The organism is Runella sp. R5_40 (assembly GCF_057652295.1).
This window is the reverse complement of sequence record NZ_JBYFCH010000017.1, coordinates 79,367-93,320: the sequence shown is the minus strand read 5'-3', so window position 1 is coordinate 93,320 and position 13,954 is coordinate 79,367. Positions and strand designations below refer to the sequence as shown.

The 13,954-nt window shown below is 45.0% G+C and carries 14 protein-coding genes; 5 read left to right on the top strand and 9 right to left on the bottom strand.

Going from position 1 to position 13,954, the window contains the following annotated elements; all coding sequences use genetic code 11:
• Positions 1-33 precede the first annotated feature (33 nt).
• Positions 34-339, bottom strand: a complete 306-nt coding sequence (locus AC23N5_RS22980; RefSeq protein WP_183976540.1) for a YtxH domain-containing protein — start codon at positions 337-339, stop codon at positions 34-36.
• A 271-nt stretch (positions 340-610) separates the two neighbouring features.
• Between AC23N5_RS22980 and AC23N5_RS22975 the strand changes: the two genes are divergently transcribed.
• Complete coding sequence (locus AC23N5_RS22975; RefSeq protein WP_183976542.1) at positions 611-973, top strand: response regulator; 363 nt, start codon at positions 611-613, stop codon at positions 971-973.
• A gap of 104 nt (positions 974-1,077) precedes the next feature.
• Here the strand turns inward: AC23N5_RS22975 and AC23N5_RS22970 are convergent, their stop codons facing one another.
• Both AC23N5_RS22970 and AC23N5_RS22965 read right to left on the bottom strand, forming a co-directional pair.
• The gene (locus AC23N5_RS22970) at positions 1,078-1,416 is read right to left on the bottom strand and encodes a YtxH domain-containing protein (RefSeq protein WP_183976543.1); all 339 of its coding nucleotides are present in this window, start codon (positions 1,414-1,416) and stop codon (positions 1,078-1,080) included.
• A gap of 27 nt (positions 1,417-1,443) precedes the next feature.
• Positions 1,444-1,662 carry a hypothetical protein gene (locus tag AC23N5_RS22965; RefSeq protein ID WP_183976545.1) on the bottom strand — a complete coding sequence of 73 codons (219 nt, stop codon included), beginning with the start codon at positions 1,660-1,662 and terminating at the stop codon, positions 1,444-1,446.
• A gap of 216 nt (positions 1,663-1,878) precedes the next feature.
• Between AC23N5_RS22965 and AC23N5_RS22960 the strand changes: the two genes are divergently transcribed.
• Entirely contained in the window at positions 1,879-2,376 is a 498-nt protein-coding gene (locus AC23N5_RS22960) for a ferritin-like domain-containing protein (protein ID WP_487757414.1), read from the top strand.
• Positions 2,377-2,455: 79 nt separating this feature from the next.
• On the opposite strand, the gene AC23N5_RS22955 is transcribed toward AC23N5_RS22960, so the two are convergent.
• Together AC23N5_RS22955 and AC23N5_RS22950 are read right to left on the bottom strand one after the other, a co-directional pair.
• Positions 2,456-3,943, bottom strand: a complete 1,488-nt coding sequence (locus AC23N5_RS22955; protein ID WP_487757413.1) for a serine hydrolase domain-containing protein — start codon at positions 3,941-3,943, stop codon at positions 2,456-2,458.
• A 29-nt stretch (positions 3,944-3,972) separates the two neighbouring features.
• On the bottom strand, positions 3,973-4,311 hold the full coding sequence (locus AC23N5_RS22950; protein ID WP_183976551.1) for a DUF6249 domain-containing protein: 339 nt from the start codon (positions 4,309-4,311) through the stop codon (positions 3,973-3,975).
• Positions 4,312-4,599: 288 nt separating this feature from the next.
• Between AC23N5_RS22950 and AC23N5_RS22945 the strand changes: the two genes are divergently transcribed.
• Positions 4,600-5,151 carry a sigma-70 family RNA polymerase sigma factor gene (locus AC23N5_RS22945; protein ID WP_487757412.1) on the top strand — a complete coding sequence of 184 codons (552 nt, stop codon included), beginning with the start codon at positions 4,600-4,602 and terminating at the stop codon, positions 5,149-5,151.
• Between the two features lie 75 nt (positions 5,152-5,226).
• Positions 5,227-5,715, top strand: a complete 489-nt coding sequence (locus AC23N5_RS22940) for a hypothetical protein (RefSeq protein WP_487757411.1) — start codon at positions 5,227-5,229, stop codon at positions 5,713-5,715.
• On the opposite strand, the gene AC23N5_RS22935 is transcribed toward AC23N5_RS22940, so the two are convergent.
• The 4 genes from AC23N5_RS22935 to AC23N5_RS22920 all read right to left on the bottom strand — a co-directional run bounded on the left by AC23N5_RS22935 (position 5,712) and on the right by AC23N5_RS22920 (position 12,238).
• Positions 5,712-8,141: a TonB-dependent receptor gene (locus AC23N5_RS22935; RefSeq protein WP_487757410.1), complete on the bottom strand. Its 2,430-nt coding sequence runs from the start codon at positions 8,139-8,141 to the stop codon at positions 5,712-5,714. The two genes, AC23N5_RS22940 and AC23N5_RS22935, sit on opposite strands and share 4 nt — an antisense overlap.
• Positions 8,142-8,301: 160 nt before the next feature.
• Positions 8,302-9,093, bottom strand: a complete 792-nt coding sequence (locus AC23N5_RS22930) for a hypothetical protein (RefSeq protein WP_487757409.1) — start codon at positions 9,091-9,093, stop codon at positions 8,302-8,304.
• A gap of 112 nt (positions 9,094-9,205) precedes the next feature.
• A complete protein-coding gene (locus tag AC23N5_RS22925; RefSeq protein ID WP_487757408.1) occupies positions 9,206-11,005 on the bottom strand; it encodes a serine hydrolase in 1,800 nt (599 codons plus the stop codon).
• Positions 11,006-11,335: 330 nt separating this feature from the next.
• Positions 11,336-12,238, bottom strand: a complete 903-nt coding sequence (locus AC23N5_RS22920) for a helix-turn-helix transcriptional regulator (RefSeq protein WP_487757407.1) — start codon at positions 12,236-12,238, stop codon at positions 11,336-11,338.
• Positions 12,239-12,376: 138 nt separating this feature from the next.
• Here AC23N5_RS22920 and AC23N5_RS22915 point away from each other — a divergent pair, with 138 nt between their 5' ends.
• Positions 12,377-13,948, top strand: coding sequence for a Na+/H+ antiporter (locus tag AC23N5_RS22915; RefSeq protein ID WP_487757406.1), 1,572 nt, complete (start codon positions 12,377-12,379; stop codon positions 13,946-13,948).
• Positions 13,949-13,954: the final 6 nt, after the last annotated feature.

The following is a 13,954-nucleotide window of genomic DNA, read 5'->3' as shown; positions in this document are numbered from 1 at the left end:
AGCTACCTCGCTTGGTCGGGATGAATGAAGGGGTTATGATTTGAGCGAGTTGGCAAATTGCCCTGCTTCCGATTCTACTCGGTCTTTGATTTCAGCTACTTTGCCTACTACTTTCGATTTTGCATTTTGCGCAGCGTCTTCTACTTCTTCGGCGACTTGGGCGTATTGTGTACGTCCGTTTTGGAGCGCGTCTAGCAAATCTGAAGCGAAATTATTCGCAGTTTCGCGAAGTTTTTCACGGATATCGCTTCCTTTTTCTGGCGCAAACATCATTCCGATTACGGCACCTGCTGCGGCTGCCGCAGCTACGCCCAATACTACTTTTGAATTGTTAGTCATGGCAATTATTTGTTTAAATGATTTGTGATGATTTATTCATTTACTGATGAATTCGAACAATAAGATAAAAAGGCTGTTCCAAAGCCCAGAAGGGGGATTTGAGTGGAAAATTGAGGCATTTTTACCCCGATTGGGGAGATTCTACCAAAACCAGCCCGTATTTCTACGTGCTACTGGCACGGTTTTTTAATGTTAATACATATATTGCTTACCACTACCGTAAGCATCCCCACTACTGAAAGATTAGCCTTTTATTTAATGATTTATTGAAATGGATAATGCGAGTTTAGAGAAGGTCTATGAGAGAGCATTGATAATCGACGACGAACTGGATACGTGTCTATTATTAGGAATGTTTCTCAAAAAATACGGTATCGTGTCGATGCGGGCCCACAGCCTTGCAGATGGCCTTGCCAAGCTGACCGCCGAAGCCCCTCAGTTGATTTTTCTGGACAATAACCTTCCCGACGGAACGGGCATTGATTATATCGCACAAGTGAGACAACAAATGCCGCAAGCCAAACTCGTGATGATGACGGCCATGAGCGCCTTACGCGAACAAGCCTTGGCACTTGGCGCAGATGGTTTTGTCGAAAAGCCGCTGGATGTGAAGAAGATAGCGAGTGTTTTGTAATGATCGTTTTTTGAATGAGCGATTGGCGTTCATTCTTTTTTTTTGCTAAAAAAAAAGCCTGCGAGCATTGCTCACAGGCGCGTTTGTTTTAAGACGTTTAGCTGCTAAGCGGATACATCTTCTTTGATTTCTTTCGTTTTCTTTGATATTTTTTCGCCTACCTCGTGGGCTTTTTCTTTGGTTTTGTCCCACGCATCTTCAGCCGCGTCTTTGGCATCTTCCCAAATATCTTCGGCTTTTTCTTTGGCGTCATCCCAAGCGTCTTCTGCTTTGTCCTTAAATTGTTCCCATTTGCTGTCGGCTTTTTCAGCTGCTACTTCAGCTTTGGCTTGGGCCTTGGCTACTGCTACTTCCACTTTGGCTTCTGCTTTTGTGGCGGCTTTTTCCATTTTTTCGATGCCTTCTTGAGCGGTTTCTTTGATTTTTTGTTCTGTGGTTTTCATGTTAATTGAGTTTTATGGTTTTCAAATTTATTTTCCAATGGTGGTGTCACTTTCGGTGACGATGGCGGAGTCTGTAGGCTGCACTTTGCCAAAACGCTGTTCGTTGGGGCGGGTTACAAAACCTGCGAAATACGCGGCTACCATTAACCCGATGCCTACTAACAAAACGGTAAGCGTGATTTTGGAGGCGGAATACTTCCTCGACTCCGCCGAGTCTCTTGCACTTTTTCTTTCTATGTTATTCATGGTTGCTGTCTTTAATTTGTGGTCATAACTGTTTGGTAATGAATTGTATAAAAAATAAATACCATACTTATTTGTGAGAAAAAATGAGGTGTATTTTCCCCAATTTGACCTTTTAGGGACTTTTTTAGCGTTCTAATTCCCCAATGTGCTTCCTAAAAATGGGTGGAACTGTTTTGTTGGCTTATTGACTACTCATTCACTAAACAACGTAAGACCATGATACAGAACGAAGTAATAACACGGACGCTCAATGAGCTTTTAAGAATTAACAACGACCGTCTTTCTGGCTATCAAATTGCCGCTTCTGATACCAAAGACGAAGGCTTGAAAGTTATTTTTTCGAGTATGTACAATGAAAGCGTCAATTTTGCGGAAACTCTAGCCGCTTACATACGCGAAGCAGGTGAAATCCCCGCGAATGAAGGCACCTTGGTAGGGATTCTCCACCAAGCTTGGCTCAATTTTAAAGCGGCTGTGGTGGGTAATGACCGAAACGGTATTTTGAGCTCGTGCGAGTTTGGGGATGAAGCGGCTATTGAGGCGTACCAAGCAGCACTGGAAGTGGAAGATATCCAAGCAAACGCTGAAATCAAGGGGGTATTGCTGGGACAAAAGGGGAGTATCGAACAATCACTTAAAGTGATTCAGTCGCTCCACCATAGCCAAACGGCAAATACCTACGAGCAAGAAACGATGAAGCTAATGGAAGAGTAGAAGAGCATTAGGAATTACGAATTGGGGGATTAGAAATGCTAAATTCAACTATCGTAATTCCTAATTTTTAACTCCTAATTTATTTTTTCCCCATTTCAATGTCGATGATTTGTTTTCCTTTGTCTTTCAAGTAACTCTTTACCAAAAGGTCGTAGGCTTTGTAGCCGTCGTCGGCATTGGTAAATATAAGGAGTCCTTCGCGGGTTTTGGGAAAAAGAAACACCAAGGTTTTAACACCTTCATCGGCGCCACCGTGCGAAAGCGCATAGTCTCCATTGGCCAATTCATACATTTCCCAGCCCAGTCCAAAGTATTTGTTTTCTTTGGTTTTAACTTGGCGTTTCACCATTTCTTCGGCCACGGCTTTGCTAAGGCCCTCGTTGTTGAGTACCGAAACCAAAAACTTGCCATAGTCTTCGATGGTCGTCACCAAGTCGTCGGCTGCATTGGGTGCAGTGTTTTTGTTTATGTTGTATGGAATACCTTGCGTATTATAACCCACGGCAAAACGACTTTCGTCAAACGAGCCATCCCAGTAAAAGTGCGTGTCTTTCATTCCGATGGGTTCCAGTACCCATTCTTTGGCAAGTTGGTCTAGCGACTTTTTAAATTTCTTTTCCAACGCTTTGCGGAGGTATTCCAATCCCTCGCCCGAATACCCATAGGCGGTACCTGGGTCGGAGTTAAAGGCTAATTTTTTGGTAGGGTGATTCCGACGCCAGTTTGGAAAGCCCGTTTGGTGCGACAAAACGTGCCGCGTGGTCAATTGGGCGTGGCGCGGGTCATTTTTAAGGTCGGGGTCAATCCAATAATTGGCCAAGGGTTCGTCCAACTTCCATTTTCCCGCACTCACCAAGCGAAGCGTTAAAATGGCTACGACAGGTTTTGTCAACGATGCCACGTTAAAAAGGGCATTGTAGGGAGCTGTTTCTCCTTTTTTTATTTCCCCATAGACGTTTATTTCTTTTAATTTTCCATCGCGAATAATCCCCACTCCCAGCGCTGGAATGTGGTTTTGGGCGAGCCATTGGTTGATTCCTTCTTCATTTTCAAAGGTAGTTGCTTCTTTATCAGGTGCATCGGTGGTTTGGTGGTCGTAGCTAAGGCCACGTGCAAGCCGCCATTTTCCCGCTTCCAAGAGCCACAAATGCGTAAATCGGGCAATGCTTGCAAACCGTTCGGGTTGGCCTTTATTGGTTTCATAAAATCGATGCCGCCCCGACTGAATTGCCCCATAAATGACGCCATCTTTAGCCAACGGATGGACTTCCATGCTGCCATTGACAAGCTCGCGGCGCGACTGGTAACGCTCAGGGTGAGCACAAAGGCCATTTTTAAGGCTATTGATGAAAGCACGTTTTCCCATCGTAATGCCACCTTTGTCGTGGTAAAACTCAAAGTTTTCGCTAACGAGTTCTTCCAACGGGCCTAAATCGCAGGTGTTGAAAGTAATGTTGAACATAATACTATCTTGGCCTTGGATGGCTTTGAAAAGATTATCTGTTTGGGCGTTGGCTGTGAAGAAGAAGAGGATACTCGACACAAGAATTAAAGTAATACGTTTCATGGCTGTTTGGGAGAAATGAATTTACTATCTTATTTGTTTAACTTTCGTTCGATTAAAAAGCTGATAATGAGGCTTATGCCGCCAAAAAGGAAAATCATGGATAAAAAAGCACCTTGGGGAGGCACATCGAAATGGGTATGAGCAAAGTTGCCAAACAAAATGCCGACGCCAATGCCAACGAGCAATAAACCGTACCTTAGTGTGGCAGATAAGGTACTTTTTTGGTTAAAAAACTCAGCGGTAGAAAGTCCGCGTTCCATAAGCGACATGCGTTCGCGGTGGCGGGTCATGAGCAATACGTAAAGAGTTCCGAATACAGAACCAAAGGCCGTAATTGACACAATACAATCTCTTAATATCTCGTCCATAGCAGTTAATTTTTAGGTGACTGCTCATAGGACACGAGAAGTGCAAGACTGGTTACAAAATTCTATGATTACTATGTGAAAATTCTAACGTGCCCTATGTGTTTTATGAGGTAACCACATAGTTCACACAGTATTTTTCACATAGAAAACAGAGTTCAAAGCTGTATTCTATGATTACTATGTGAAAATTCTAACGTGCCCTATGTGTTTTAAAATGTATGCCCTAAATTCCGCAGTATAATTCACGAATCTGTAACCAATGCTCTCAAACGCCTGTCATATGTAGGAATGGAACAGCAAGACTACAAATACATTGACCAAGTTCTGAAGGGCGACCATCGCGCGTATGCGTATTTGGTGGATAAGTATAAGTACATGGTTTATACGATTGCGGTAAAAATGGTGGAAAATGAAGCCGAAGCCGAGGATATTGCCCAAGAGGTTTTTATCAAAGCGTATCGTCAGCTTTATCGTTTTGAACGACGGTCGAAGTTTTCGACGTGGCTATACACCATTGCGTACCGAACGGCAGCCTCAAAGTTGAAAGAAAATGCGTTGGATACGGCTCCGTTGACGGACGAATTATCGGATACGTACTGGTCGGAGGAAACCTCCACGGAAGCACCACCGATGGAAGCCTCCGAACAGCAGCGGTTTGTGAGAGAGGCAATTAATCAATTGCCTAAGTTAGAAGCGGTGGTTGTAACGCTTTATTATTTAGATGAACGTTCGGTCAAAGAAATCCAAGAAATTACGGGTCTGACGGCCGAAAATATTAAAATTCGACTGTTTCGCGCCCGAAAAAAGCTGGAACATTCCTTGCGTTTTTTGTTGGAGTAGGCTCAAACCGTTGCAGTTAGACTTATATGCCTTATATGGTTTTATAAAATTATACTCGTTGATTAGGAAACTAAGATGGAAGAGGAAAAAGAAAATAAACTACGAGAACTTCTGAAAAAAGCTGATTTGGACGCCCCAAGCCCGCTTTTTACGGACAAACTTATGCTAAAAATTGAGACTGAAGCGGCGTTGTCGGAAGCAAAAGAACCTGCGCTTCGGACGTTGTTGCAGCAGCATGGCCTCGAAAAAACAGTCCCCGATTTTACGAAAAATGTGTTGACGCAAATCGCACCTCCCAAAACCGTATTTGCCCCTATTATACCCAACTACGTGTGGTACATGGTGGCAACTTTTGTGGGGGCATTGCTGGTTTTTGGGTTGTTTTTTCCACAAAAAAACTCCTCAGGAACTGTGCCCCGAGGAGTGAAGTTGATTTCCTTCGACGTATCAAAACTTACTTCTGCCATACCCGACCAATTGTTGATGGGCGCAGTGGCTGTTTGTGTTTTGTTGGTGTTTGATTACTTGATTCGGTACGGCAAAAACAACGTTCAACAAGTCTAGGCTTTTACCCGACTTTTCTCGCTGTCGGAGCCACCCGTTTGACGAAGGTTGAGCGTTTTGCCTTTGTTGAATCGGTACGAAAAGGTGAGCGTAGCCACGCGGGTATCCAAATAGCTAAACCAATTGGCTTCGGCATTAGCTATGTTTCGGATGTCTCCTTTGATTTGATTGGTATAAAATACGTCGCTGACGTTCAGTTTCAGCGTGCCTTTGTTCTTCATAATACGTTTGGAAACCCCTGCTCGTACGTTTCCAATGGGATAAATGAGCAATTGACCTAACAAAAAGGTGGTTTGGTAGGAGCCTGCCAACTCCGCCGCCCATCCGTCTTTGAGCTGAAATTGGTTGGTGGGAACCACAGCCCAATAAAACCGCGAATCGTCGAGTTTTTGGCCGTAGAGTGTCGCCTTGAATCCGTTGCTGATGTATTCAGTATAAAGGTTGAGCGACCACCATTTGGCCAATTGAAAGCTCCCATTTACAGAAATGCCGTACGAAATTCGCTGCCCAAAATTTCCTGGGCGACTGTAATAAATAGTACCGCGTTGCTCGTTGGTTTCGGAAATGACGTTTTTGGCGACGCTGTATTGAAGCGTGGTCGTAATGCGTTGTTTGAAGGTGTGTGACAATTCAAAATTATACGAGAAAGTAGGCTGTAAAAATGGGTTTCCGCCGTAGTACGTAAAACGGTCGAGCGGGTAGGAGAAGGGATTCATGTCCTGATAATTAGGACGTTCGATGCGTCGCCCAAACGAAAAACCTAACAAGTGCACCGCCGCTGAGTCCAACCGATACTGCATGTACAAAGTAGGGAACAAGTTGTTGTAGTTGCGAGTAAACGTCGAATCTTTGGTTTGTTTATTTCCTAACTGATGCCCGCGAATGTTGGTGTTTTCAAACCGAAGCCCTGCTTGAACTGTCAATCGACGCAGTTCTTTGGCATAATTGAGGTAGCCTGCGTTGATGTTTTCGTTGTAGTTGAAGCTATTGGTAAATTCATAATTGGGAAAAAGTTTACCGTCAACTTGGTCAGAAAAATCAGCGACGTTGCCCGTACTGATAAAACTTGTTTTGACACCCGTTTCAAATTTTCCGCCGCTGGCCAACGGATGCACATAGTCAATTTTGGCCGTACCGATGTCGATGTTTGTGGGCAAAGAAGACACCAAAACCGACTGACTAACGAATTTATTTTGGGCATCAAAAAGTGAATTGGTAAGCGACTGAGCCGTGTTTGCTTGGTAGTGAATATAGTCAACGTTGGTAGAAAGCTCTTTGCCCGTGCTGTCAAGTTTGTAGGCGTAGTTGAGGTTGATGCTACCGTTTTTTAGGGTTTTGTCCGTCGGGCTGATGGCTTCCACCAAGCTAGTAACTTCGTTAGAGGCGTTGAAAACCTTGGCTTTGTTGGTGACATCCACGTGCGATGGATTAATAAAGCCCGTAAGAACGACCCCAAATGTAGCTTTTTTAGAGGCATAATAATCAAAACCCACTTTGGCATTGTTGCCGCCAATGTTCCGTTGAATGTAGGAATTTTGGGTAAATGCCGAGGAAAAAATGGTCGTATTGGGCTGAAAATACCGCCGCCAAATGGTTAAATCTTGGTAGCTATTGTTTTGATTTACACTCAGATTACTAAAAAAGTTAAACTTATTGATGCGGTAATTGAAGTTAAAGCTGTTGTTGGAACGACGATACGTGCCTTGTCCGTAGCTCAGGCTGAGTCCACCATTAAAGCCTTTGACGGTATTCTTTTTAAGACGAATGTTAATCACCCCTGCGTTGCCAGCGGCATCGTATTTGGCGGGAGGGTTGGGCATAATTTCGATGGTTTCGACCGAACCCGCGGCCAATGACTTGAGGTAGTTAGACAAATCCTCCGCCGACAAATAAGTGGGTTTGTCGTCGATAAAAACCACGACGCCCGTTTTGCCCTTGAGGCGAATCCCTCCGTTGGGGTCGATGGCCAAGCCTGGTGATTTTTCCAGCACATCCATGGCATTGGTACCTGCGTTGCTAATCAGGGCATCAACATTAATAACTGTTCGGTCAATCTTGGTTTCTACAAAGGGTTTTTTGCCCGTTACTTTCACTTCTGCAAGCATTTTTTCGCCCTCACTGAGTTGAATTAGGGGCAATACAAGGTCAGATTGCCCCACTTCAAAGGCTTTACTCAGGTATTTTTGATAGGTTAAGTGTGAAATGCTTATGAGGTAAGCGCCTGCTTTGATGTTTAGAAATTCAAAATTACCGTTTGGCTCAGTAATGGCTGCTTTAACGAATGTGGAATCTTTGGATTTTAACAGCGAAATAACGGCGCCATCGAGGGGCTGCTGGGACGTATTGGCGACGTTTCCGCTGATTTTGGCAGTCTGAGCGAGTAAGAAATGGGTGGATAGTAACAGTAAAAAGATAGCTCTTGTCATTGGAATTTGGGTTGTTGAAATAATGATGTGTCACTAAAGTTGTGCCAAGATTAAAAATGGTTTGATATACAGGTAGTTGAGTGGAAATGTGAATGAGTTCTTGTCCGAAACTGAACAATTTCTGTGCAAAATCGGACGTTGCTCTGGGCCTATTTCGCACCTAAGGGGTCGGATATGAGTATCCTCCCGCACGGTTGGTCGTGCCGTTGGTTTCTCCAAACCAACGCAGAGGTTTCTCAAAACCTCGTGATGGGTCGGATATGAGTATCCTCCCGCACAGTTGGTGCCGTTGGTTTCTCAAAACCTCGTGATGGGTCGGATATAAGTATCCTCCCGCACCTTTGGGTCGGATATGAGTATCCTCCCGCACGGTTGGTCGTGTCGTTGGTTTCTCCAAACCAACGCAGAGGTTTCTTAAAACCTCGCGAACCGTTAGCAAAGGTTTTGCGAAACCTTTGAGGGGCGGATATAAGTATCCTCCCGCACCTTTGGGTCGGATATGAGTATCCTCCCGCACGGTTGGTCGTGTCGTTGGTTTCTCGAAACCAACGCAGAGGTTTCTCAAAACCTCGTGAACCGTTAGCAAAGGTTTTGCGAAACCTTTGAGGGTCGGATATGAGTATCCTCCCGCACAGTTGGTCGTGTCGTTGGTTTCTCCAAACCAACGCAGAGGTTTCTTAAAACCTCGTGAACCGTTAGCAAAGGTTTTGAGAAACCTTTGGGGCGGATATGAGTATCCTCCCGCACGTTTGGTGCCGTTGGTTTCTCCAAACCAACGCAGAGGTTTCTTAAAACCTCGCGAACCGTTAGCAAAGGTTTTGCGAAACCTTTGGGGGTCGGATATGAGTATCCTCCCGCACGGTTGGTCGGATATATGTATCCTCCCGCACGCGTATCCTCTCGCACGGGCAGGGTTAGTGCGTCGAACGGTAAAGCCATTGGCCAAAATCATAGCCACTTCCAAAAATTTTAAATAGGCAAGCGGCTATAAATACCACTACAAAAACTTTGAATAGCTTGGATTTTACCAGTTGAGAAGTTTCCATCGTTGTGAGTCGTTTAGTTTATGCTTTCTTTTTGAGGGCTTTGAAGATGCCATTAGGTTGGGTGAGCAAAAATTCCTTCGCATCTTGGCTGAACGATATCGAATAGCCGTTCAATCCCTTTAGCCGAAACTTTCCTTTCCCGAGCGCTTCTAACTCGCGGGTAGGCTGGTTGGGGAGCGATAGGTACAAAATTTCGTCAGTATTAAGGCCCACTTTCATGGCCATCCCGTTGAGATTATACTCGCCTACATAGCGTTGCAGGACAACTTTGGGTAATTTTTTGACTTTAGGTGACCACGTAAATTCCAGCGGATGAATCAATTCAGGTTCAAAAGCAATGGAAGCACTGGCGATTTCGGCTTCGGTGTTTTGGTTAAATACAATCCGCTGAACACTGGCTTCGGACGCTACTTTGCCATGCTTATCGACAGGTAAGGCGTCAAAAACGTCGTGCCCGTAGGGGCGTAAATACCATTGCTGCAACGGAAAAACGGCAAAAAGCGAGTCATTACGGTTCACAATTTCAAACGTTCCGTACCCTTTGTGTTGGAAGTAACCCTCGTATTCGTCCGCTGGATGCGCGGGCTTGACGTTGGTTTTGGTCAAGCTCGCCATTTGGCTCTTGGCACTCTTGGCAGCGTTTTTTGCCGCCATGTCGGAGGTGTACAGGTAGCTTTGCCAATCTTTGTCGGGAAGGCCGAGCATTCGGTCGGCGAGAATGTTTCGAACAACGGACGGAACCCGCGACACGGCTTGGTTGCAGAAAACAACAATGCCTACACCGTCGGTGGGAAAGAAGCAAGTGTTGGTTGAAAATCCTGAGATATTTCCGCCGTGTTCTACCCGATAATGTCCGCGATAGGAAGATAAAAACCAGCCAAGGCCGTAATTCTCAAAGTGTAATGAGGGATTGCTGGCCGAAGGGGCGGCATCACGCACAATCATTTGGGAACTGATGGCTTCGCGTACGTAGTCGGCAGGTAGGAGGCGTTTACCTTTGTAAATGCCGTTGTTTGTCCACAACATGACCCATTTGGCCATTTCACTGACGGAAGTATTGATACCTCCCACTGCCGACATCACATCTAGGTTGAAGTAATCCAAGGGTATAATTTTGTCATCTTCAGAAACGGTATAGCACAACGAACGGTCGTTGTAAAGCGTCATGCTATCGACCGAAAAAGTAACGTCTTTCATTCCTAAAGGCTGAAAAATGCGTTCCCTCACAAAAGCACGGTACGATTGCCCAGAGAGATTTTCGACCATTTTTCCCTGCGCCGCAAACATGAAATTGTTGTATTGCCATTTTTCGCGCAACCCATAATTAGGCTCTAAGTACTGAACCCGTTTTAGCAACGTATCCACGGAATGGGTGGAAAATAGCGCCCAGGCTTGGTCGTGGCGAGGCAAGCCCGTTCGGTGGCACATCAAGTCGCGAACGGTGATGTTTTTGTTCATCTCCTCGTTGTAAAAGGACAATTGAGGTAAATATTCGCGGACAGAATGGTTGAAGTCAATTTTATTTTCGGCTCGTAGCAAGCTTAAAGCGGTGCAGGTAAAGGGTTTGGTGCAGCTTCCTGCGGCAAATTGGGTGTACTCGGTGACGGGGCGCTTGGTGTCGATATCGGCATAACCAAAGCCGTTGGCATAGATAATTTTGTCTTTTTCCACCACTGCCACGGCAAAACCTGCGCATTTCCATTCGTTGAGGACGCGGGCAAAGAGGGTGTCCAATCCTGCAAAACGGGCGTCGGGAGTGGGTTGCTGGGCAAAGGCAGTGCTTACTAAAAGCGTCAAAAATAGGATAGTTTTCTTCATCGTAGTGTGTTTTCAAACTGTGGGGTAAAACTACGGCGAAGCTGAGGAAACGGTTTGTCAAATCCTGCTAATTCGTATAAATGATAGGTTGAACGCATAAAAATAGAAAGTAACTATTTATTGCTCCAGAGGAGCCATATCTTAGTAGAAAGCTCCGATGGGGCTTTGGGAAGGGGGTATTTACATTTTCTACAAATGTTTCGCCTCTCCGAGGCTGTTTCTTTAAATGCGTTTAACCTGTAAAAATGACGGCTTTTTATGGAGCAAATAAATTGTATCCCACAGATACTCACAGATTGAAAAAACACAGAGGCACGCAGAAACTTAGGGTTAGTAACTTTCTTTTTGCAGCCAACTGGTTGGGGAAATGCCAAAGTGTTTTTTAAAAGCTTTGCTAAAGGAATGGATGTCAGCAAAACCAGAGGCTATTGCTGCTTCAGTCACCGATGCTCGTTCGCGACCAAGCAACTGAGCGGCATGATTTAGGCGTTTTTGGTGGAGGTATTGGTGGGGAGTGTGGCCAAAAACTTGTTTAAAAAGACGAAAAAAATGATACTCTGAAAGGCAAGCCTCGGTAGCGACGGTTTCGATGGCTAGTGGAAATTGAAAAAGCGCGTCGATGCACTCTTTGCCCCGATGAAGTCGGCGATAGAGGTCTTTCTTTGTGGAGGGTTTAAGGCTGGGGATGGCATGAAGTTGCTTAAAAACAGGTATTTGGTCGGCAACGATTAGCTCCGAAAGCGTATAAAAAAAATCGTTTTCAATGGGGGAGTTCAATAAGTCATTCTGTAAAAAATCTGTATGAAGTTGCCGTAATAGGTGCCCTAAGCGGGTGTTGGTGGCCGAGTATTGTTGTTCCAAAAAAAGATGTGAGCTAAAAAAATGGCCTAAATTCGCGTCGGGATAAGCCGTATCTGGTCGCTGGCGACTGGCTACGACGTCGGCCAATAATTCAGGGACTATATTGATGCAAATTCCTTTCACAAATTCGCCTTTGTCTATTTCTACGTGACCATCGCTGGTATTGTTAGATAGCAAATAGTTGCCCGCCCCCACGGGATACGCCTGCCCGTTGAGGGTATAATGCTCGACCCCGTTGAGCACGTATTTAATGGCAAAACCGTGTGATTTGATGGGATGGTAAAATTCTTTCAATGACGAAACCACCAGCAAATTGTTGCGGAAATTGACTCCCTCCAATACATTTTTGGTTTGCTCCGATAAATGAACCATGGCGTTTTAAAGCGATAATTTTTCAAATAAAGTACTTATCCATTGCCGACAACCGATTATTTGATGAGTGGTGTAATTTTAATTTTTATGTACATTTGAACGTCCACCTACCCATCAAGCAACAAACCTCTTACATCTATGATTGAACATTTTCCTTTTTTTCTCGCGCTGATTGTCGTCATTTTGTTACTGATTATGCTGGCTGACAAGATAAAAGTAGCCTATCCTGTGCTGTTGGTCATCACGGGCTTAATCATCAGTTTTTTTCCTGGTATCCCAAAAATACAAATCAAACCTGAGCTAATTTTTATCATTTTTCTGCCGCCGTTGTTGTACGATGCTGCCTTTGCCATGTCGTGGAAAGAACTGTGGCGTTGGAGGCGCATTGTCGGCAGTTTTGCATTCGTTGTGGTATTTTTAACGGCCTTTTCGGTGGCGTTGGTGGCTAATTGGTGCATTCCTGGCATTTCGTTGGCATTGGGCTTTTTGTTGGGTGGTATTGTTTCCCCGCCCGATGCAGTAAGTGCCAGTGCCATCTTAAAATTTGTGAAACTTCCACGACGAATGTCCTCCATCATGGAAGGAGAAAGCCTACTCAATGATGCTTCCTCGCTGATTATCTTTCGTTTTGCGATGCTCACCGTCGCCACGGGACAGTTTGTTTGGCACGAGGCGGCGTTAAGTTTTGGGTGGATGGTCATTGGGGGTTCGGTGATTGGATTAGCGGTAGGTTGGTTGTTTATGAAAGCCCACCAACTATTGCCTACCGACGCCAACATTGACATTGTACTTTCGTTTGTGACGCCTTATGTGATGTACATCGCGGCCGAAGAAGTCCACAGTTCGGGGGTCTTGGCGGTCGTGAGTGGTGGGTTGTTATTGGCCAACCGCAGACATATTTTTCTCTCAAGTTCGTCACGTTTACGGGGGGTAAACGTGTGGCAAAGCTTTGTTTTTGTGCTCAACGGCGTGGTCTTTTTACTGATTGGTTTGGACTTGCCCGAAATCCACGAAGGGCTCAAGCAAGAAGGAATTGCGCTCCCGTTGGCCATTGGATACGGCTTGGTCATTACCGCCGTGCTTATTATTGGGCGGATTATCGCTTCATTTGGCGCTGTGGTTACGACCAAAATAATGAGTCATTTTATACAAGTAGCCGACCCCAATCCAGGCTGGAAAGCCCCCGTTTTATTGTCTTGGTCAGGGATGCGGGGCGTGGTGTCGTTGGCGGCGGCGCTTTCCATTCCTGTAGAGGTAAATGGCGTTCCTTTTCCCCACCGAAACCTTATTTTGTTCATGACGTTTGTGGTGATTCTTACGACGTTGGTACTCCAAGGGCTTACGTTGCCGTGGCTGATTAAAAAGTTGGAACTGCCTGATTATGGGGATTATTTGCCCGAAGAAGAAACCGAAGCAATGCTAAAAAGGGGAATGGCTGAACATTCGTTGCACTATTTCCACCAAAACTATCGTAAACACCTCGTTACGAATGAAATACTACGGACTAAAGTGGCATTGTGGGAACAAAAAAGCCATGAGGAACCTGAAGAACTGACCGAAGAAACCAAGCGCATTTACTTGGATGTATTGGAACAACAGCGGCTTTGGCTGCAAAATAAAAACAATACAGATGATAAAATCGACGAAGAAATTGTGCGAAAACTGTTGCACGGAATTGACCTAGATGAAGAGAAACTGAGGTACTCGTAGCAGTGG

Bases quoted from the DNA above. Each gene is read 5' to 3' on its own strand.
- AC23N5_RS22925 (WP_487757408.1), bottom strand. From the start codon at position 11,005: ATGAAGAAAACTATCCTATTTTTGACGCTTTTAGTAAGCACTGCCTTT.
- AC23N5_RS22980 (WP_183976540.1), bottom strand. From the start codon at position 339: ATGACTAACAATTCAAAAGTAGTATTGGGCGTAGCTGCGGCAGCCGCA.
- AC23N5_RS22975 (WP_183976542.1), top strand. From the start codon at position 611: ATGGATAATGCGAGTTTAGAGAAGGTCTATGAGAGAGCATTGATAATC.
- AC23N5_RS22955 (WP_487757413.1), bottom strand. From the start codon at position 3,943: ATGAAACGTATTACTTTAATTCTTGTGTCGAGTATCCTCTTCTTCTTC.
- AC23N5_RS22935 (WP_487757410.1), bottom strand. From the start codon at position 8,141: ATGACAAGAGCTATCTTTTTACTGTTACTATCCACCCATTTCTTACTC.
- AC23N5_RS22915 (WP_487757406.1), top strand. From the start codon at position 12,377: ATGATTGAACATTTTCCTTTTTTTCTCGCGCTGATTGTCGTCATTTTG.
- AC23N5_RS22920 (WP_487757407.1), bottom strand. From the start codon at position 12,238: ATGGTTCATTTATCGGAGCAAACCAAAAATGTATTGGAGGGAGTCAAT.
- AC23N5_RS22940 (WP_487757411.1), top strand. From the start codon at position 5,227: ATGGAAGAGGAAAAAGAAAATAAACTACGAGAACTTCTGAAAAAAGCT.
- AC23N5_RS22965 (WP_183976545.1), bottom strand. From the start codon at position 1,662: ATGAATAACATAGAAAGAAAAAGTGCAAGAGACTCGGCGGAGTCGAGG.
- AC23N5_RS22930 (WP_487757409.1), bottom strand. From the start codon at position 9,093: ATGATTTTGGCCAATGGCTTTACCGTTCGACGCACTAACCCTGCCCGT.
- AC23N5_RS22945 (WP_487757412.1), top strand. From the start codon at position 4,600: ATGGAACAGCAAGACTACAAATACATTGACCAAGTTCTGAAGGGCGAC.
- AC23N5_RS22960 (WP_487757414.1), top strand. From the start codon at position 1,879: ATGATACAGAACGAAGTAATAACACGGACGCTCAATGAGCTTTTAAGA.
- AC23N5_RS22970 (WP_183976543.1), bottom strand. From the start codon at position 1,416: ATGAAAACCACAGAACAAAAAATCAAAGAAACCGCTCAAGAAGGCATC.
- AC23N5_RS22950 (WP_183976551.1), bottom strand. From the start codon at position 4,311: ATGGACGAGATATTAAGAGATTGTATTGTGTCAATTACGGCCTTTGGT.